This window comes from Hyphomonas sp. UBA4505 (assembly GCF_002388685.1).
Taxonomy (GTDB): Bacteria; Pseudomonadota; Alphaproteobacteria; order Caulobacterales; family Hyphomonadaceae; genus Hyphomonas.
In genome coordinates, this window is the sequence record NZ_DGMZ01000012.1 from 1,209,933 (window position 1) to 1,228,740 (window position 18,808).

Consider the following 18,808-nt stretch of genomic DNA (forward strand, 5'->3'; position numbering starts at 1 on the left):
CGCAGATGACCGAATATGGGAGGAAGTGTCCCTCAGAATGCGCTACCTGAACAGGCCCTACGCAGGGGCAGGGGTTATTCGGTGGGCGCGGCCACAAGACCGGAAGCGCGACCCATGACGTGGAAGATCTCGTTCTGCTCCATCACACCGGAGACCAGTTCCGACCCAGGGCCGGTTGCGAAGATGGCCACATCATCACCCCCATGCGTTTCCGACGGCATGAAGACGAGGGAGGGTTGCTGGAAGTTCTTTTCGGTCGTGTCGATCTCGGAGAGGTCTTCTCGGGTGCAATCCGGTTCGCCGTCGACCAAATGACACGCGGTCATGCCGCTGGCATAGGAGAGCGTTGTGTAGGGTTTGCCGTCCTGTGCCTTCATCGGCGCGTTATCCAGCCCGCTGACGACTTTGCCGAGGATCGGATTGCCGCGCTTTGGATAGCCAGAAATCGTCATCGTGTGTGAATGGTCCGCGGTCACGATGATCAGCGTCTCGTCCGCATCGGTCATTTCCAGTGCTGCGGCGAGGGCCTGGTCCAGTTCATCGGTTTCCGACAGGGCCCGGGCGGCACTGACGCCATGATGGCCATGGTCAATTCGGCCGCCTTCGACCATCAGTACAAAACCGTCCTCATCCTGGGACAGGCGCGTGATAGCCGCCTTTGTCAGATCGACCAGAGAAGGTTCGCCAGCTGGGTCTTCATCCCGATCGAGCGCGAATTTCATGTGCGAGCCTTCAAACAGGCCGAGTACTTTTGCATTCGAGGCGAAGTCGATGGTCTCGAAACCAGCCTTGTCGGTGACATAGACATGGTCGGCGGACTTTGCGGTCCATTCGGCGGTCAGGTCGCGACCATCCGTGCGGCTTCCGGTGCGATTGGCGTCCTCGGCATCTGACTGTTCGGTCGTTGTGAAGGGCGCGCGGCCTCCGGCCATTGCCACTTCAAATCCGTCGCCTTCCGACCACTCGATGAATTGGCGGGCAATATCCTTGCAGTCGCCTGCGTCTCCGCCTTTCAGATCGCTGTCAGCTTCCCAGTCGCGGCTGGGAGTCTTGGCGAAGGTGGACGCCGGTGTTGCATGGGTCAGGCGGGCGGTGGAAACGAGACCCGTTGCGAGGCCTGACCGTTCGGCCAGTTCGAAAATTGACTCTGTCGTGCGCCCTTCGACGCTGGCGCAATTGCCGAAGCCGGCTTCCTTGAGGATGCCGAGCGTTCGTGAATTTACCTTGGCACCGGTCACCATCGCAGTTGCCGTCGAGGCGGAGTCGGAAACCTGATAGTCGTGACTGTAGGTTTTGGACAGGGCCATGTACGGCAGCGTGTCCATGGCCAGCGTATAGGACTCGCCGTCGAGTCCACGCTGTTGGCCAGCATAGATGCGGGCGGCGGTGATGGTCGGAATGCTCATACCATCGCCAACGAAGAGGATGATGTTCTTCGCCGATTTTACGCCGCGCTCCTGAATGCGTGTTTCTACGGCTTCAGCGGCAGATTGATAATAGGAATCACTTGCCTGGATGGGTGTCGTGCCTTCGCGTAGCGGCGCCGATGAAGCTTCGCTTTGTGCCACGGCGGTATCAGACGGCGCTGAACAGCCTGCGACAGCAAGGACGGTGAGTGAAGCAAGGGATAGAGCAGTGCGGCGCATGATTAGTCTCCGGAATATCAGGTCTGGGGCGGGCATAGACTGAGTTCGTGACACTATTGCTGCACTCAGTCGATTGGATCCACCTTGTGGCCGCGCTGGGCCAGCCAGACCGCGACAAGAATGAGCATACCGCCGCCTGCCTGCAAGGTTGTGAGAGGTTCCTGAAAGAGATGCCAAGAAATCGCGGCAGCCATGACGGGCTGGATCAGGATGATGACACCCGCGATGGAGGTTGGCGTGCTGCCAAGCCCGGTGATGATCAAACCCTGACCGACGACGTGGATCACGATCCCAAGGAACAGGGGCACGGCGAAACCCGACAATTTCTCCGGCAGGAAGTTTTCACCGAAAGCCATGACCATGATGGCTCCGACAATCACTTCCACAAGTGTCAGCCAGAACAAAGTCTCCAGACCGTTCAGTGTTCGCCGGGCGAGCTTCGAGCAGAGGAAATAGCCCGATACGCTGATCGCCGCGATGATCGCAATCCGATCCCCGACAAAACTGGCTCCCCCTTCGGCGGTACCGCCGAGTGACAGGGCAGATGCGCCGCCAATCGCCAGGATTACGGCGAAGAACCACATCGGCGCAGGGCGCTCCTTCAGGAACAGCCATGCGAGGAAGCCGACGCAGACGTTTCCGAGATTCACGATGAAGGTGGCATTGGACACGCTGGTCAGGGTGAGGGACCAGTGCCAGAAGCCAATGTCCACAGCGAAACAGATCCCGGCCAGGATGACATATATGTTCGGTTTGCGCGGAGCGCGCCGCTCGACCAGCAAGACGAGCGCAGTCAGCACGGGCAGGGCAAATGTGTAGCGCCAGAAGGCAATGGCCTGCGGGCCGAGGTCGTCGAGACCCAAGCGCAAGCCAATCGGCGCAAATCCGATGGCAACCGCGCCGCCAACCAGCATAAGCACGCCGAGCCATTCCCGGCGTGCCGGCGCTGTCATTTCTGTTGATGTCATTAAAAGAGGCCCGTCATGGCGCGAATGTCTTCAGGCGTCTTGCCGTCTTCACGCCATGCGCGCAATCCCCGGTCCCCGGCGCGCTTGGACAATTTCTTGCCATCTGCCCCCAAAACGAGCGGATGAAACGTATAAAGAGGCTGTGGCCAGTCCATCAGCGCCTGCAGCAGGACATGTACCGATGTCATCTCCCGGATGTCTTCGCCGCGTATGACATGCGTGATCCCCTGCAAGGCATCGTCGTGGCAGCAGGCGAGATGATAGCTTGTTGGCGTATCCTTGCGCGCCAGCACCACGTCGCCAAAGGGTGCGGGGTCAGCTTTCACCCTGTGCTGGCCGCACTTTGAGAAGACTGTATAGCTCAACGCATCATATACAGGGCCGAGTTGGGCGCGGGCAGCCGAGAGGGATAGCCGCCACGCATAGGCGTGTCCCCGGTCCAGCAGTTCCCGCTCCTTGTCCGCAGGGAGCGACTTGCCAGTGAAGCCTGCCGTATCGGGACTGGCCCCGGCAGGCAGCGCGGCGGCAATTTCCCGACGGGTCTTGAAGCACCGATAAACCAGCCCGCGCGCCTTCAGGGAGTTGAGCGCGGACTCATATTCAGCGAAGTGGTCCGACTGGCGTCGCACGGGGCCATCCCAGTCCAGTCCGAGCCATTCAAGATCGGCGAGAATGGAGGTTTCGTACTCCGGACGGCATCGGGTCTGGTCAATGTCTTCAATCCGCAACAGCACCTTTCCATCATGGGCGCGGGCAGTGTCCCAGACATGGAAAGCCGAGAGCGCGTGACCGAGATGCAAATGCCCGGTGGGGGACGGTGCGAACCGCGTGACAAATTCCCCGGCACCCATGCGACCCCCTGAATCAGCTTGTCTCTCAGGCAATCTAACCATCCCCCGCACAGGCTGAACAGCGTTTAGCTGTTGCAAGCACAGGGCAGGAACCGTATCGCACAGACATACAGGAGGTCATCTCGAATGCCTGTGGATACTTGGTTCACAACAGCCGAGCGCTGGTTCGAAACGAATGTGGTGGATGCGACAGAGCTCGCCACGTTTGGATTCGTGATGCTGTGTGTCCTGCTCGTTGCACTGGTCGTCCTGATGTTCAGCCTGCTGGGTTCGCTGTTGAAGACTTTGCGCAATGCGTCCGGGGCCCGGGCTGCGCGCAATGACAAGTCGCCCGGATACCGCGTGCTTGTCGCCCGCCCGGCTGGCAAAGGCGCGGGTCGCGCATGGAAATGGCTGCTCTCGGCGCTCAATTCCCACCTCTCCGAATTCAATTTCGGTGCACCCCTGAAAGTGTTCCGCACGGGCACTATTCGCGGCGGCATCGAAACGCGCGCGGTCCAGCGTGCCCGTCGGCGACTGGAAGTGGCAGATGCGGACATGCTGGTCTGGGCAGACAGGACCGGTCGGCGCGAAGATGGCTTTGTCATTCACGGCCTAAGCCGCGGTGGTGGCCTGACAGCCACGGAAGCGAAGCTGTTCACGCTGCCAATGCCCGGAAAGATGATCGACCTTGAGGGGCAGATGCCACGCGTGGCCGCTTACTTCCTTGCGCGGGAATTGCAGCCTGCGCTGGCCAATCCGCAATCCTTCCGGCCCGAAAAGATAAAGATCCTGTCTAATGCGCTGGCTGAAATCCTTGAGGACTCGCCTACGCTTCCGGTCGCTCTGCGCAGCCGTATCGAAGCCGATTTTTGCGCGTCTCTGGTGCACGTTGCCGAACAGTCTGGAGATATGGATGCGCTCGACCACGTGATCACGCTTCGGAGAATCCATCTCCAGGATATCAAGAGTGATGGCGACACATCGCGGGCCGTTCAGGCGCACATGGATCTCGGCCGGGCCCTGCTGGCGCGCGCGACAAACCAGTTCGATCGCAAGACCGTCGAGGAGGCGATCAGTCACCTCACCAAAGTGATTGAGGCCTTGCAGGCAGACCCGACCATAAAGCGCGCCCAAGCCGCTTCTGACGCCATGTACAAGGCGCAGAACCTGCTTGAGACACGCAAAAGGTTTGCCGTGAATTTCGGCGGCTAGCGCCAGCTTTCGCGATCAGGTCGACACACCCAGGCCGATTGGGCAGGACACGCCCGTGCCTCCAATCCCGCAATACCCGTTCGGGTTTTTTGCAAGGTATTGCTGATGGTATTCCTCGGCGAGATAAACCTTGTCCAGCGGCGCAAGCTCCGTTGTGATCTGGCTGGCATGACCGCTCTGGGCAAGCGACTTCTCATATACTGCGATCATCTCACGCGCAGTTTCGGCTTGTGCCTCGGATGTCGTGTATATTGCCGAGCGGTATTGCGTGCCGATGTCATTTCCCTGACGCATTCCCTGGGTTGGGTCATGGCTTTCGAGGAACAGTTTCACGAGTGCGGCGAAGGTCACTTCGGCAGGGTTGAAAACCACTTCAACGATTTCCGTGTGCCCGGTCCCGCCTGAGCAGACTTCTTCATAGGTCGGGTTCGGGGTCGATCCGCCAGCATAACCTACCCGGGTCAGCCAAACGCCATCCTGCTGCCAGAATACACGCTCAGCGCCCCAGAAGCAGCCGAGGGCGAATACGGCCGTTTCGTATCCCGCCGGAACGGGGCCCTGCAGGTCACGGTCGAATACATAATGCGTGGTGGCGGTCGGGATCGGATCGGGGCGGCCGGGCAGGGCGCTCTCGGCATCCGGGATGGTCAGTTTTTTCTTCGAGAACAACATGAGGGGTCTCCCTTTCTGTGTCTCATATGGGTTTGTCTGCCGGGAACGGCAATCACAGTCTTGCGATCTTGCAGGCCTTCGGTTATTGGCTCCCCTCTGCTGAGTACGGTGAGGTGGCCGAGTGGTCGAAGGCGCACGCCTGGAAAGTGTGTAGGCTAGCAATAGTCTCCAGGGTTCGAATCCCTGTCTCACCGCCAGCATTTCCCAGGTCCAAACGATGCGTTCGTCAAGGCTGAGGGCGTTCAGGACTCTACTGTCGTCGGCGATATGCTGAGCGCACAAGAATCCAATAAGTAGATTGTAATCCCTTTTGAATTGTCTTCATATCCGGTTGCTTTCAGGAGACATCAACATTGTTAGAATTAAGCTTGGAGCCAGCCGGGAAAGATTACCTGAACATCGGGGTTGCTGCCGGTGCCAACGTTATCATACGGTCGCCTACCTTTTCGGAAGAGAAGGCGGCGTGGGAATGTGAATTTTCAATCAAGGGATCGGAAAGTGAATTCCATTCGAGCTTATTCGGAGTCTCTGAACTGCAAGCCGTCGAATTGGTTATAGGTTTCATCAACAAGATGTTCCCTTAAGGCCCTGAATCCACCAACTGTCGTTCCCGCGCGTCGCCGAGGTGAAGTTGCGGCAGTCTACCGTGCAGGCCGTGCGTCCTGCTTTTCCTTTTGAGCCGTCGGATGTTCTACCTTCTTTGAAGGGGACGCTTCAGGCTCGTGCGTCTGGTGACTGTCAGGTTTGGCGGATGCTTTCTGCGTTGGCCGGTCCGCTGTTTGCTTTTTTGCCGCCTTCACCGGTTGGGGTTTGTTGTCCTGCAGAAGTGGCGCGTAAATCCATTTCTCCGGCTGACCCGGCCCAGAGATCCGCGCCCAGTCACCTTTGGTGACATACATGGACACTTCCGCACCAAGGTTCAGTACAGTGATGATAGGGTTACTGACTCCAGGGCCGCCGCGCACGTTTACAGCTTCCGCTTTCACATAGCGGATGCCATGATGGCTGGCGGCGCTTTGCGGGTTTTCGCGCGGGGCCTGGGCAGAGGCGATGGGCCCGAATGCGGCTGCGCTGGATACGAGGCCGATAGCGAGGAGGGTTTTCAACTTTTTATTCAGCATGGGATGAGTCCTGATCCTGAGAATGCGTGGTTCACCATGATTAGGCGATCCCTATGCCGAGGGTTTGTCAGCTCCCCGGGAAATGGTGTCGGTGTGCAACATCGGTGTCCCCGGATTGGCGCCTCTGTGGCGACACTAAGGCGCGTGTTGAGGATCTGGCAATGTCAGACTGGAAACTCTGCAAATGCTTTATGGATTTTGAGCGAATGTTAACTAATTGTCGCAATTCTTGACGCTGAACCTTTAACCGTCCCTGCCAAGGATTAACGCCATGCTGATACGCGCAGCTGCCACTCTTGCCGGAACTCTCCTCATCGGACTTCCGGCGTTCGCCCAGGAACTCATCGTCGAGCAACAGGTTGAACGTGTGATCGTCATCGAAGACGAAGAGGGCGGATTGGAAATGGAGCTGCTGCCTGCTGAGGAAGTGAAGCCGGGTGAGCAGTTGTTTTATTCCGTGACATATTCAAACCCGGGCGAAACCCCGGCAAGGGACGCTGTTCTGACCTTGCCAGTGCCGGCAGATGTGAGCCTGCTCGAAGATTCTGCCATGGCCGAATATGATCAGGCCTCTGTTGATTTCTCCATGGACGGTGGGGCGACATACGTGCCGCGTGAAAAACTGATCGCGGAATCCGGTCTCGATGAGATCCAGCCGGTGAGCGTGTCCATGCCGGAAGAGATCACGCATATGCGCTGGACCTTCAATCGTGAGATTGGTCCGAAAGATTCAGGCAAGATTTTCTTTGCGGCGGTCCTCAAGGAAAATACGCGTCCCGTCAGCCCCTGAATTGACGGACGCAAGGCCGTTAGCGTAACGCCTGCGGCATGACACTCGTAAAAATCTGCGGCCTGACCGATCCCGACCTCGTGCGCTATACCGCGCAAGCCGGGGCAGACTGGATTGGGTTCGTGTTTGCCGAGGCCAGCCCGCGGCACGTAACGGAAGCAGCGGCGGCCAACCTTTTGATGCAGGTAGGGTCCGCCACGCCGGTGGCCTTGCTGGTTGACCCGGACGACGCGCAGATCGACCGGATCGTGGCGCTGGGGTTTCCGATATTGCAATTGCACGGTTCGGAATCCCCTGAGCGCGTCGCCGAAGTCAAGGCGCGGACGCGTCTGGAGATCTGGAAAGCCGTGGGAATTGACGATTCAGACGATCTGAAGCGGGCTGAGGCCTACACGGCAGCCGATCGGCTTCTGGTGGACGCGAAACCGCCTAAGGGCGCTGATCGGACAGGCGGGCACGGATTGTCATTTGACTGGAATTTGCTGAAAGGCTGGCAGAGACCGGCACCCTGGATTCTTGCTGGGGGGCTGACACCGGACAATGTCTCCGATGCCGTGCGTCTGACCGGTGCGCCAGCAGTGGATGTCTCTTCAGGCGTAGAGCGTGTTCGCGGCCTGAAGGACCGGGTACTGGTAAAGACATTCATCGACGCCTCAAAAAATTCATAACAAACCGATTGTTCCGTTTTTGTTCTGTGCTAATATGGCTCCTATTGGCAATGGGAGGACGTGTCATGTTTCCAGAAGAACTGACGAGTGTCGCTGGCAAGTTGGCGGAATGCTGCAATTCTGGCCGCGAGGCCGAAGCGCTGGAGACACTTTACGCACAAGATTGTGTGTCGGTCGAAGCGCTTGCAATGGGCGATGCGGGCCGCGAAGCTCAGGGGCTCGACGCCATCAAGGGCAAGCACGACTGGTGGTATGGTGCGCACGATGTGCACCAGGTCAGCGCCGAGGGGCCGTTCCTGTTTGGGGATGACCAATTTTCTCTCGTCTTCGACATGGATGTCACCAACAAGGAGTCCGGCGAGCGGATGCAAGCCAAGGAGGTTGGCGTGTATACGGTCAAGGACGGGAAGATCGTTCGAGAGGAATTTTTCTATTCCCCCATGGGCTGACGCGTCACGGGGCCGGGCGCATCGTCGCGCTTTCCTTGGCACGTCCTTCGGTCTAGATACGGGCCGGTAGTGCAAGGAAAGCAGGACGATGGATTTGCGGAACACATGGGATCAATGGCCAGATGCGAATGGCCGCTTTGGAGACTTTGGTGGGCGCTATGTCGCCGAGACATTGATGCCATTGATCCTCGAACTTGAGGCCGAATACCGCAAGGCCAAGGAAGATCCAGCTTTCAAGGCGGAAATGGACGATTTGTGGGCCCATTATGTCGGGCGTCCATCGCCTCTATATTTTGCGGAGCGGCTGACCGAGCATTTCGATGGCGCGAAAATCTATTTCAAGCGCGATGAGCTGAACCATACGGGCGCGCACAAGATCAATAATTGCCTCGGCCAGGTCCTGCTCGCCAGGCGTATGGGCAAGACCCGCATCATCGCCGAAACGGGCGCCGGTCAGCATGGTGTTGCCACGGCGACAATCTGCGCGCGCTTCGGACTGGATTGCGTTGTCTTCATGGGCGAGACGGATGTCGAGCGCCAGAAGCCGAACGTTTTCCGCATGAAACTGCTCGGCGCAGAGATCGTCCCGGTCTCTTCCGGCACAGGCACCCTGAAAGACGCAATGAATGAAGCACTGCGTGACTGGGTCACCAATGTCGAAGACACCTTCTACTGCATTGGCACGGCTGCGGGGCCCCATCCGTATCCGGAGCTTGTCCGCGACTTCCAGAGCATTATCGGCAAGGAGGCTCGCGCCCAGATGCTTGAGCGGGAAGGGCGCCTGCCCGACGCGGTCATGGCCTGTATCGGCGGTGGTTCGAACGCGATTGGCCTGTTTCACCCTTTCCTTGAAGATGAGGGCGTTCGCCTGATCGGCGTCGAGGCCGCTGGCCACGGAATTGAGACAGGAGAGCATGCTGCCGCGCTGAATGGCGGCAAGCCGGGCATCCTGCATGGGAACAAGACCTACCTCCTTCAAACCGATGACGGCCAGATCATCGATGCGCATTCGATCTCGGCGGGACTGGACTATCCGGGCATCGGGCCAGAACACGCTTTCCTGAGAGATTCCGGTCGCGCTGAATACTTGTCGTGCACGGATAAGGAGGCGCTTGCAGCTTTCCAGCTGTGCACGCGGCTTGAGGGAATTATTCCGGCGCTCGAGCCCTCACACGCCATCGCGCGCGTAGGTGAGGTCGCTCAGGCACTCGGCAAGGATGGGCTGATGATCCTGAACATGTGTGGTCGCGGCGACAAGGACGTTTTCTCGGTCGCCAAGGCCCTCGGCGTCGATATGTAGGGAAGAGGCCGATGATCTCGCATGTGACCTTGGGCACGAATGATCTGGAAAATGCAGCTGCCTTTTACGAGCCGATCATGCAGGCGCTTGGGAATCCGCGTGTACCATTCGAGCGGTCTGATCCGTTTATCATGTGGCGGCGTCCGGGCGATGACCGCCCGCTGGTCGCTTTGGTGCGGCCGTTCAATGACCAGCGACACGAGCCGGGCAATGGCCAGATGCTCGCCCTGCTCGCACCCGACCGGCCCAGCGTAGATGAGGCGCACGCAATTGCCATCTCTCGCGGCGCTCAGGATGAGGGTACCCCGTGCCTGCGCCCGCAATATCACGCGAACTATTACGGGGCATATTTCCGAGATCTCGATGGAAACAAGATTTGCATCGTTTACCACGATCCCGATGGACGAGGCGGTTAGAAAATGTTCCCCTGCGCCTTCACTTTATCTTTTGTCGAGAGAGTAAATTGACTGATCTCCTTCTCATTCGCATTACCTGTCCGTCGCGCCGTGTGGCCGAGGAAATTGGCGACGCGGCCATCGAGCACCGTCTCGCTGCCTGCGCCAATCTCGAAGGGCCGGTCTCGTCCACCTATCGCTGGAAGAGTGTGGTGGAGCAGGCCTTCGAATTCGTGTTGTGGCTGAAAGCGCCGAAAGCGAATTGGGATCGGATCGAAGCCCTCGTCCTGACGCACCATCCCTATGAAGTACCCGCTATGGTCGCATTGCCTTGCATTCAGGCGAATGCGCCTTATGAGGCATGGGTTCACGAGAATACGGACACCTGATGCCAACTTCCCGCATTACAGACACCTTCGCGCGCGCAAGCGGCGAATCCCGCGCCGTTCTGGTTTCCTACCTTATGGCCGGCGACCCTGACCTTGAGACGAGCTATGCTGCCATGTGCGCGCTGCGCGACAACGGCGCCGATATCATTGAGCTTGGCGCGCCCTTTACCGACCCGATGGCCGATGGGGCATCCATTCAGAAGGCGGGCTTGCGCGCGCTCGCCAATAAAACAAAGCTCGCTGACACGCTGGCGCTGGCGGCCCGGTTTCGCGCCGAGGACCAGACAACGCCTGTCATTATCATGGGATATGCCAATCCTGTGTTCCGTATGGGATATGTTGAGTTTGCCAAGGCGGCTCATGCGGCCGGTGTCGACGGAACGATCCTGGTAGATTTGCCGCCGGAAGAAGATGGCGAACTGCGCGAGGCCTATGCGCAATACGATCTATCCGTGATTCGGCTTGCGACACCCACCACCCATGAAAACCGCATGAAAAAAGTTGCCGAAGGCGCCAGCGGATTCCTCTATTTCGTCGCTGTGACAGGCGTTACAGGCGCTGGCAGCGCGGATCCGCAGGCGATTGCCGGGAACATTGAAATGGCCAAACGTGTTTCAGGATTGCCGGTCTGTGTGGGTTTTGGCGTCAAAACTGGCGCTCAAGCTGCAGAAATGGCTAAAATTGCCGATGGGGTTGTCGTAGGCTCCGCTTTCGTGGAGCATGCAGAAAAGGCCCACGAATCGGGGGATTTTGCCAGTGCACCGCGGGGAATGGGCGCGTTGGCGAAGGAGTTGAGCTCGGCGATCAGAACGATCACCAAGCCTTAAGTGTTGATTGCCGCCGAGGAGGTTCTGGCATGAACTGGATTACCAAGGTCACCCCGCCGGGCCTGAAGACCATGCTCGCGAAGAAGGACACGCCCGACGATTTGTGGGTGAAATGTCCTCTGTCCGGCGAACTGGTCTACAAGACCGATCTGGAAGAAAACTGGCATGTCACACCTGCTGGCGCGCATCTGCGGATCAGCCCGCGCACCCGCCTGCGCCTCCTGTTCGATGATGAGCGCTGGGAGCCTTTGGCCCTGCCATCGGTTCCGCATGACCCCCTGAAATTCAAGGATGACAAGCCTTATCCGTCGCGCCTGAAGGCTGCGAAGGCCAAGATTGCGGCCCGGGACAAGAAAGAGTCCGAAAATGGTGGCGCACCGATCATCCAGGAAGACTGTATGGTGGCGGCCTATGGAAAGATCGGCGGCGTGCCCACGGTCGTATTGGTTCAGGATTTTGCCTTTATGGGCGGATCCTTGGGCATGGCGGCAGGGGAAGGCTTTGTAGCGGCTGCGCAGATGGCGTTGGCCCGCAAGGCGGGCTTTGTTGTGTGCACGGCGTCCGGTGGCGCTCGCATGCAGGAGGGCACGCTGAGCCTGATGCAGATGCCGCGCACGACGCTCGCGATCAATGAACTGGCCGAAGCCAAACTACCTTATATTGTGCTGCTGACTGATCCGACGTCGGGCGGCGTGTCGGCATCTTATGCGATGCTTGGCGATATCCATATTGCCGAACCTGGCGCAATGATCGCCTTTTCCGGCCCGCGTGTGATTGAACAAACCATTCGCGAAAGCCTGCCGAAAGGGTTCCAGCGATCCGAATTCCTGCGCGAAAAGGGCCAGGTGGACATTGTCTGCGACCGGCGCAAACTGAAGGACACGATCTCAAATGTCCTGTCGATGCTGATGCCAAATGTGCGGCGCGCTGAAGATCGCCTGCCGGTTTCTCTGACGCCACCCAAAACGCATGCCGCCAAGACCCCAAACAAGAGTAAGGGCAGCTCTGCTTGATCGGTGACAGTTCGGCCCTGGCCGAGGCGCTGGGGCGGTTCGAAGGGCTATATCCAGACACGATTGAACTATCGCTCGGGCGCGTCTTGAATGCGCTTGAGTTGCTTGGGCGGCCGCAAGACAGGCTGCCGCCCGTGATACATGTGGCCGGAACCAACGGCAAAGGGTCCACCTGCGCCTTCATGCGGGCCATGATGGAAGCAGCGGGCCTTAGCGTTCATGTCTTTACCAGTCCGCACCTCGTGCGTTTCAACGAGCGTATCCGGCTCGCCGGTGAGATCGTGGATGATGCGCGCCTGATCGACTGGCTGGAGCGAACCCATGACGCGATCAAGGGGCAGGAGATCACACAATTCGAGGCGACCACGGCCACGGCCCTGCTCGCCTTCTCGGAAGTGCCCGCCGATGTACTGATTCTCGAAGTCGGCCTCGGCGGCAGTTATGACGCGACCAATGTGATCGACCAGCCCGCGCTCAGCGTGATCACGCCAATCGACTTCGACCACAAGGCCTTTCTCGGCTCGGATATTCGCAAGATTGCGGGTGAGAAGGCGGGGATCATCAAGTCCGGCCGCCCGGCGCTGACCGCGATCCAGCGCAAGATCTGTGACGATGTCATCGCAAAACGGGCCGAAGATGTCGGCGCGCCGCTCTATCGGCTGAAAGCGCACTTCATTGATGCAATGCCGGAAGACCTTGGCCTGTTGGGCGAGCACCAGCGGGCCAATGCGGCTCTGGCCGCCATGGCCGTGCAGCTGTTCGGAAATTCCACAATCATCGACCAGAATGCGATCTTCGAGGGCGCCCGCAACGTGGTGTGGCCTGCGCGTATGCAGCGCCTGAAAGACGGGCCGCTTACGGCGCTCGCCCCCAATCAGGAAATCTGGCTGGATGGCGGGCACAATCCGCATGCGGCCCGCGCCATTGCGAGACAGCTGAACAATATGCCCGGGCGTACCGCACTGGTCGCAGCCATGCTCGCCTCCAAGGATGCGACCGGTTATTTCATGCCGTTCCGGCAGGTGCGACCTGAGGTCTTCACCTTGCCGAATGCGCCGGGTCATCAGGGCGCCGAGCCTCAGGCCTTGGCGGAAGCGGCCACCAATGCGGGGCTGAAAGCTGCCGCGTACGACAGTCTCGAAGCGGCGCTCAAGGCTGCGGCGACAACCGGCGTCGACCGGATCCTGATTTGCGGATCTCTGTATCTGGCAGGGGAGGTGCTCGCGCAGAATGGTGAGCCGCCCGCCTAATCCCTATTCTGCGGCGAGTTTCAGCCCGTCGCCTTCATCATTCAGCGTTTCAGCGACCTTGTGCGCCAGTCGGCGCGCCACTTCGGTCTTGCCCATGCGGGGCCAGCGTTCGGATCCGTTCCGGGTGATCAGGGCAATCTCGTTTTCCGAGCCGCCCATCACATCCCCGGAGACATCATTGGCGACGATCCAGTCACAATTCTTGCGGGCGAGCTTCGCTTCAGCGTGTTCCTCGACATCATGCGTCTCTGCGGCGAAGCCGATCACCAGGGCGGGTCGGTTCTTGCGTTTGTTGGCCAGCGTCTTGAGGATATCCGGGTTTTCGGTCAGTTCCATGGACGGATGTTCGCTGCCTGCGCCCTTGATCTTCAGCTTCTTGGTTGCGGCCCGTGCCGGGCGCCAGTCAGCAACCGCGGCCACAGAAACGAATACATCAGCAGGCAGAGCGTCCTCGCAGGCCTTCAACATCTGGCGGGCAGTCTCGACCGGTACGAAATTCACTCCCCGTGGTGCGGGCAGGGCGACCGGACCGGAGACCAAAGTGACCTGCGCACCCAGACGCGCGAGCGCTTCGGCAATCGCATAGCCTTGCTTGCCGGAAGAATGGTTGGACAAGAACCGAACAGGATCCAGCGGTTCGCGTGTCGGGCCTGCTGTGACAAGCGCGTGGGTTCCCGCCAGTGCGCCGGTGGCGTCTCCTGCCAGCATGCGTTCGATTTCTTCGGCGATGACCGGAAGTTCCGGAAGGCGGCCAGGACCGAATTCACCGCAGGCCATCGCGCCTTCGTCCGGCTCCATCACCGTCACGCCATCCGCGCGGAGCGTTTCGACATTCCGCACCGTGGCTGGGTGCTGCCACATGCGCACATTCATGGCGGGCACGACCAGGACAGGTTTGTCAGTCGCCAGAAGTGTGGTGGAGGCAAGATCATTGGCGAGGCCACCTGCGGCCTTGGCCATCAGGTCTGCGGTAGCCGGGCAGACAACGACGAGATCGGCCGAGCGGGAAAGCTCAATATGGCCCATTTCCGCTTCGTCACTGAGGTTGAACAGCTCGGTATAGACCTTGTCGCCGGACAGGGCGGAGACCGAGAGAGGGGTGACGAATTCCTGGCCGCCCTTCGTCACGATGCACCGACAGGCAATGTCGCGCCGGCGCAACTCCCGGATCAGTTCCAGGCTCTTATAGGCGGCAATACCGCCGGAAATGATCAAAAGGATGCGTTTTTGCGTCATGGGCCGGGCTCTGTTTGTTACGCGTGTCTTATCGCAAATTTCTTGCCGTTACCCCATGAAATCCCTGTGAACTTGGCGGCTCGGTTAAGGTTTTCGCGGGTTTCAGCAGGGAAATGCCCGAAACTCGCTATTTCGCTGCCCAGATGCCCAGCGCAACCAAGACCGCGATGAAGCCAAACCAGCCCCACCAAGGCGCAAACCGGCGTGGAAGCGGCGGGGGCGAAACCGGTTCGAGTAGTGAGGCCTCAAATCTGTCCATGACTTCTGGCAGACGCTTCAACCGGTTGGTGATCTCTTTCACATTGCCTGCGACAAGTTTTGCGGCGCCCTCTGGACCAAAGCTGCGCCGGATCCACGTGCCGACCACGGGTTCGGACGCAAACCATATATTGTGCGACGGGTCGATCGCGCGGGCGACGCCTTCCACTTGGACCATGGTCTTCTGGAGCAGGACAAGTTCCGGACGCAGGGACATTCCGAATGTGTGCGTATAGTCGAACAATTGAAGCAGGACGCGACCCATCGAGACTTCTTCGGCCGGTTTGCCATGTACGGGTTCGCCGATGGAACGGAGAGCTTGTGCGAACTCCCCGATGGACTGGTTGGCCGGTACATAACCGGCCTCGAAATGGACTTCGGCAACACGGCGGTAATCGCGCTTCAGGAAGCCCCAAAGGATTTCGGCGAGGAAGCGGCGCTCGACCAGGCCGATCCGGCCAATGATTCCGAAATCCACCAGGGCCACCTTGCCTTCCGGCGTGATGATGAGATTGCCTTCATGCATGTCCGCATGGAACACGCCGTATTCGATCGCATGGGTCAGGAAGCCCTGCGTGATGTCGTTCGCCAATTTCTTGCGGTCGATGCCGGGACGGTCCAGCGCTTTTGGATCGGTGAGAGAAACTCCGTCGATCCAGTCGATGGTAAGAACCCGGCGACCGGTGCGGTCCCAATCGACGGAGGGAATGACGAAATGGCCGGATTTCTGGCTGATTTCGTGCATTTCGTCTGCGCCGCCTGCTTCGAGGCGCAGGTCGGTTTCGCGCATCATGGCATTCGCAATGGTTTCAGTGAAAGCCACAGGTTTCAGACGCTGGCTCTCGGCTGAGATGCCTTCGATGGTGCGCGCAGCGCGTTTCATGGCAGAAAGCTCCACCATCAATTTGTGCTCAATTCCCGGCCGCAGGATTTTCACGGCGCGTTCGCCTTCCGGCAGGGACATCTTGTGGACCTGCGCGATGGACGCGGCCGCAACCGGGTCTGACAATTCGGCAAACAGGCGCGCGGCGTCAGCCTCACCAAACTCTTCCGCAAGGGCGGCGCGCGCCGCTTTCATCGAAAAGGGCGGCAGCTTGTCCTTCAGACGGCCCAGATCCTGGGTGACTTCAGCGCCGAACACATCCGGGCGCGTGGCCAGAAACTGCCCAAGCTTGATATAGGCCGGTCCCAGCTTTTCCAACGCGCGGGCGAGGCGCTCGCCGGGGCGTCCCCGCGCGCCGCCACCAAAGACACGTAGCACCCGCCCGGCGATGCGGGCAGGCAGAGGCAGGCGGGTCTGGTAAGCGCCCGGCAGGATCACATCGTGTCGCGCGAGTGCTATGCCAGCGCGCATCAGGCGGCGATAATCTCCAATCAGTCCCATGCCATGCTCCGCGCGCCAACGGGAACCGGCAGGCCCGGACGGCGTTTGATGAGGGAAGATATGTTTACAGAGGAGGCTGTCATGGCCACTAAAAAAGCACCAAAAAACAAAGGAACTCTATACTTTGTGACGAGTGGACTGCTTGTGGCTGCAATGATTGCTGCGGCGATCTATTATGCCGAGCCGAGCCAAGCCCCAGACCAGCTGTTGCTGGACCCTGCACAGCGCTCCAGTCTGACGCCGGATTCGAGCCCAAGCTGACCCGCATCAGACCGCCCAGCCGAAGTGCAGGGCGGCGATGCCTCCCGAATAATTCGTGACACTCACACGAGAAAAGCCTGAATCTTCGATTTCTTTGCGGAAGGCGTCCTGTGTGGGAAATTTCCGTATTGATTCAACAAGATACTGATAACTATCGGCATCTCCCGCAATCAGGCTGCCGAGGCGCGGGATCACATTGAAACTGTATGTGTCGTATGCGGCCTGCAGGGCAGGGACCGTCATATGACTGAACTCCAGAACGGCCAATCTGCCGCCCGGTTTCAACACGCGGCGGAACTCCCGTAATCCTTCCAGACGATCCGCAAAATTGCGAATTCCGAACGACACGGTGACGGCATCGAATACTCGGTCGGGATAGGGCAAATTCTGGCCGTCGGCGCAAATCCAGTCTAGCCGACCTTCCCATTTAGCATTGTCCGCACGGGCTTTGCCTGCGTCCAGCATGGCATCATTGATGTCGGACACGATTGCGGTGGCGGGCGTGTCGATGCTCCTGCGCTTGCCCGCCTTGTCAGCCAAGGTGAGGAAGGCGCGTGCCAATTCGCCGGTGCCGCCAGCAACATCCAGATGGCGCTCGCCGGGCTGTGGGTTCACCTGATTCATCGCATCATGCTTCCAGAGGCGGTGGACGCCTGCGGACATGAGATCGTTCATCAGGTCGTAGCGGGACGCGACAGAGCGGAAGACGCCTTTCACGCGGGCGACCTTCTCCGTCTCGGTGACCTCTTCGAAGCCGAACGACACCTTGCGTTCCGTATCTCTATCTGCAGACATGCGCGCCACCATAGTTGCCTCGATCACCCTAGGCTATATGCCATAGCCATGCCTGAATTACCCGAAGTCGAGACAGTTCGCCGCGGACTTGCGCCAGTCATGGAGGGCCAGCGTATTGAGCGTCTTGTCCACAACCGGGCTGATCTACGGTTTCCCTTCCCCGACCGGTTCGCCGAACGCCTCAGCGGTGCGCGTATCACCCATCTGGGCCGCAAGGCGAAGTTCCTGACGCTTGCCCTGTCGACGGATGAGGTCCTCGTCATGCATCTCGGCATGACTGGACGGTTCACGGTGGCGGACGACAAACTCGGTGCGTTCCATCACGAGACCGGCACAGACCCACGCCATGACCATGTTGTCTTCCAGCTCGAAAGCGGCGCGCGCGTAACCTATAATGATCCGCGTCGATTTGGTTTCATGGAACTCTGGCCCGCGCAGCAGTTTCAGGCGTATCCAAGGTTAATGGCGATGGGGCCGGAGCCACTTTCCAATGGGTTTTCCGAGGCGTATCTGAATACAGTTCTGCGGGGGCGCAAGACGCCGATCAAATCGGCGCTGCTCGACCAGTCGGTGATTGCCGGGCTCGGTAATATCTATGTGTGCGAAGCGTTGTGGCGTGCGGGTGTATCCCCGCGCCGGAGTGCAGCGACCGTGCCGGGCCAGCGCGCCGCACGCCTCGTGCCAGCGATCAATGACGTTATAGCCGAAGCTATAGCGGCAGGCGGCTCATCCATCTCAGATTTCGCCAGCGCGAGTGGGGAGCTTGGCTATTTCCAGCACACTTTCGCCGTCTATGACCGGGAAGGGGACTCTTGCCGCAACTGCACCAAGCCGATCCAACGCATCGTCCAATCAGGTAGGTCGAGTTTCTTCTGTAGTGCCTGCCAACGCTAGGGACGAGATGGCCCCAGCGCGGCCAGAATCTGAATGGCTGTTTCCAGATCATCTGCCCGTACAAGGGAGTCGACGAGTTTTTTCGCCTCCCGCTTCAGCAAACCTATCTTTGCATGCTCAAGGTCGCGGACCTCGGGTGCCGCAGGAAATGGCTCGTAGAAATAGTTGATCGGCTTACCGAGGGCGATGGCCACGTCCCTCAACCTGCCAGCTGACAAACGACTGCGGCCGGCCTCATACTTCTGAACCTGCTGAAAAGTAAGGCCCAGCTTTTCGGACAACGCCTCTTGCGTCATCCCCACTTCACGACGCGCTTGTCGGACTTGCCGACCGATAAAGCGGTCTGCATCTGTGGGTTTTCTTACGTCCTGGGGAGATGGGGCATGCGGCATCCTGGGTCCCTGAGGCCGGGTGTCTGACGCAATGCGCCGCGCACCCATTGAAATC

At 59.3% G+C, this 18,808-nt stretch carries 22 protein-coding genes and 1 tRNA gene; 14 read left to right on the forward strand and 9 right to left on the reverse strand.

The features are described 5' to 3' along the window. Positions 1-74: 74 nt before the first annotated feature. The 3 genes from B3527_RS15100 to gluQRS all read right to left on the reverse strand — a co-directional run bounded on the left by B3527_RS15100 (position 75) and on the right by gluQRS (position 3,465). A complete protein-coding gene (locus B3527_RS15100) occupies positions 75-1,646 on the reverse strand; it encodes an alkaline phosphatase (RefSeq protein WP_290480396.1) in 1,572 nt (523 codons plus the stop codon). A 65-nt stretch (positions 1,647-1,711) separates the two neighbouring features. Beyond that, positions 1,712-2,599 carry a DMT family transporter gene (locus B3527_RS15105; RefSeq protein ID WP_034817743.1) on the reverse strand — a complete coding sequence of 296 codons (888 nt, stop codon included), beginning with the start codon at positions 2,597-2,599 and terminating at the stop codon, positions 1,712-1,714. 14 nt (positions 2,600-2,613) lie between these two features. Further along, positions 2,614-3,465 (reverse strand): tRNA glutamyl-Q(34) synthetase GluQRS, encoded by an 852-nt coding sequence (gluQRS, locus tag B3527_RS15110; protein ID WP_290480398.1) that lies wholly within the window; start codon positions 3,463-3,465, stop codon positions 2,614-2,616. 126 nt (positions 3,466-3,591) lie between these two features. Between gluQRS and B3527_RS15115 the strand changes: the two genes are divergently transcribed. Continuing rightward, on the forward strand, positions 3,592-4,659 hold the full coding sequence (locus B3527_RS15115; RefSeq protein ID WP_290480399.1) for a hypothetical protein: 1,068 nt from the start codon (positions 3,592-3,594) through the stop codon (positions 4,657-4,659). 15 nt (positions 4,660-4,674) lie between these two features. On the opposite strand, the gene msrA is transcribed toward B3527_RS15115, so the two are convergent. Further along, positions 4,675-5,331 (reverse strand): peptide-methionine (S)-S-oxide reductase MsrA, encoded by a 657-nt coding sequence (gene msrA, locus B3527_RS15120; protein WP_290480400.1) that lies wholly within the window; start codon positions 5,329-5,331, stop codon positions 4,675-4,677. Positions 5,332-5,438: 107 nt separating this feature from the next. On the opposite strand from msrA, the gene B3527_RS15125 reads away from it, so the two are divergent. Both B3527_RS15125 and B3527_RS16950 read left to right on the forward strand, forming a co-directional pair. Next, positions 5,439-5,528: transfer RNA gene (locus tag B3527_RS15125), tRNA-Ser, on the forward strand. A gap of 171 nt (positions 5,529-5,699) precedes the next feature. After that, positions 5,700-5,915 (forward strand): DUF6968 family protein, encoded by a 216-nt coding sequence (locus B3527_RS16950; protein WP_414651602.1) that lies wholly within the window; start codon positions 5,700-5,702, stop codon positions 5,913-5,915. Between the two features lie 57 nt (positions 5,916-5,972). Here the strand turns inward: B3527_RS16950 and B3527_RS15130 are convergent, their stop codons facing one another. Next, positions 5,973-6,452, reverse strand: a complete 480-nt coding sequence (locus tag B3527_RS15130; protein WP_206991912.1) for an SH3 domain-containing protein — start codon at positions 6,450-6,452, stop codon at positions 5,973-5,975. Positions 6,453-6,723: 271 nt separating this feature from the next. Here B3527_RS15130 and B3527_RS15135 point away from each other — a divergent pair, with 271 nt between their 5' ends. From B3527_RS15135 to B3527_RS15175, 9 genes are all read left to right on the forward strand, one after another. Beyond that, positions 6,724-7,242, forward strand: coding sequence for a DUF11 domain-containing protein (locus tag B3527_RS15135; protein WP_206991913.1), 519 nt, complete (start codon positions 6,724-6,726; stop codon positions 7,240-7,242). Positions 7,243-7,280: 38 nt separating this feature from the next. Further along, positions 7,281-7,910 (forward strand): phosphoribosylanthranilate isomerase, encoded by a 630-nt coding sequence (locus B3527_RS15140; protein WP_290480401.1) that lies wholly within the window; start codon positions 7,281-7,283, stop codon positions 7,908-7,910. Between the two features lie 65 nt (positions 7,911-7,975). Next, entirely contained in the window at positions 7,976-8,359 is a 384-nt protein-coding gene (locus B3527_RS15145) for a nuclear transport factor 2 family protein (protein WP_206991915.1), read from the forward strand. Between the two features lie 88 nt (positions 8,360-8,447). Further along, positions 8,448-9,659 (forward strand): tryptophan synthase subunit beta, encoded by a 1,212-nt coding sequence (gene trpB, locus B3527_RS15150; RefSeq protein WP_290480402.1) that lies wholly within the window; start codon positions 8,448-8,450, stop codon positions 9,657-9,659. Positions 9,660-9,670: 11 nt separating this feature from the next. Further along, positions 9,671-10,075 carry a VOC family protein gene (locus B3527_RS15155; protein ID WP_290480403.1) on the forward strand — a complete coding sequence of 135 codons (405 nt, stop codon included), beginning with the start codon at positions 9,671-9,673 and terminating at the stop codon, positions 10,073-10,075. A gap of 92 nt (positions 10,076-10,167) precedes the next feature. Continuing rightward, positions 10,168-10,443 (forward strand): divalent-cation tolerance protein CutA, encoded by a 276-nt coding sequence (gene cutA / locus B3527_RS15160; protein WP_371822966.1) that lies wholly within the window; start codon positions 10,168-10,170, stop codon positions 10,441-10,443. Further along, on the forward strand, positions 10,443-11,270 hold the full coding sequence (gene trpA / locus B3527_RS15165; protein WP_206991918.1) for a tryptophan synthase subunit alpha: 828 nt from the start codon (positions 10,443-10,445) through the stop codon (positions 11,268-11,270). Before cutA ends, trpA begins: the two co-directional genes overlap by 1 nt. Positions 11,271-11,299: 29 nt before the next feature. After that, entirely contained in the window at positions 11,300-12,283 is a 984-nt protein-coding gene (locus B3527_RS15170; RefSeq protein WP_034817593.1) for an acetyl-CoA carboxylase carboxyltransferase subunit beta, read from the forward strand. Next, a complete protein-coding gene (locus B3527_RS15175; RefSeq protein ID WP_290480404.1) occupies positions 12,280-13,533 on the forward strand; it encodes a bifunctional folylpolyglutamate synthase/dihydrofolate synthase in 1,254 nt (417 codons plus the stop codon). The genes B3527_RS15170 and B3527_RS15175 overlap by 4 nt, the downstream gene beginning before the upstream one ends. Positions 13,534-13,536: 3 nt before the next feature. Here the strand turns inward: B3527_RS15175 and coaBC are convergent, their stop codons facing one another. Then, positions 13,537-14,769: a bifunctional phosphopantothenoylcysteine decarboxylase/phosphopantothenate--cysteine ligase CoaBC gene (coaBC, locus tag B3527_RS15180; RefSeq protein WP_206991921.1), complete on the reverse strand. Its 1,233-nt coding sequence runs from the start codon at positions 14,767-14,769 to the stop codon at positions 13,537-13,539. A 127-nt stretch (positions 14,770-14,896) separates the two neighbouring features. Then, entirely contained in the window at positions 14,897-16,411 is a 1,515-nt protein-coding gene (gene ubiB, locus B3527_RS15185) for a 2-polyprenylphenol 6-hydroxylase (protein WP_290480405.1), read from the reverse strand. An 81-nt stretch (positions 16,412-16,492) separates the two neighbouring features. Here ubiB and B3527_RS15190 point away from each other — a divergent pair, with 81 nt between their 5' ends. Beyond that, the gene (locus B3527_RS15190; protein ID WP_206991923.1) at positions 16,493-16,672 is read left to right on the forward strand and encodes a hypothetical protein; all 180 of its coding nucleotides are present in this window, start codon (positions 16,493-16,495) and stop codon (positions 16,670-16,672) included. A 6-nt stretch (positions 16,673-16,678) separates the two neighbouring features. Here the strand turns inward: B3527_RS15190 and B3527_RS15195 are convergent, their stop codons facing one another. Next, entirely contained in the window at positions 16,679-17,467 is a 789-nt protein-coding gene (locus B3527_RS15195) for a class I SAM-dependent methyltransferase (RefSeq protein ID WP_290480406.1), read from the reverse strand. Between the two features lie 48 nt (positions 17,468-17,515). Here B3527_RS15195 and mutM point away from each other — a divergent pair, with 48 nt between their 5' ends. Continuing rightward, complete coding sequence (mutM, locus tag B3527_RS15200; protein ID WP_067327313.1) at positions 17,516-18,361, forward strand: bifunctional DNA-formamidopyrimidine glycosylase/DNA-(apurinic or apyrimidinic site) lyase; 846 nt, start codon at positions 17,516-17,518, stop codon at positions 18,359-18,361. Here mutM and B3527_RS15205 read toward each other — a convergent pair. Further along, positions 18,358-18,801, reverse strand: a complete 444-nt coding sequence (locus B3527_RS15205; RefSeq protein WP_067327316.1) for a helix-turn-helix domain-containing protein — start codon at positions 18,799-18,801, stop codon at positions 18,358-18,360. The genes mutM and B3527_RS15205 overlap by 4 nt on opposite strands. Positions 18,802-18,808 lie beyond the last annotated feature (7 nt).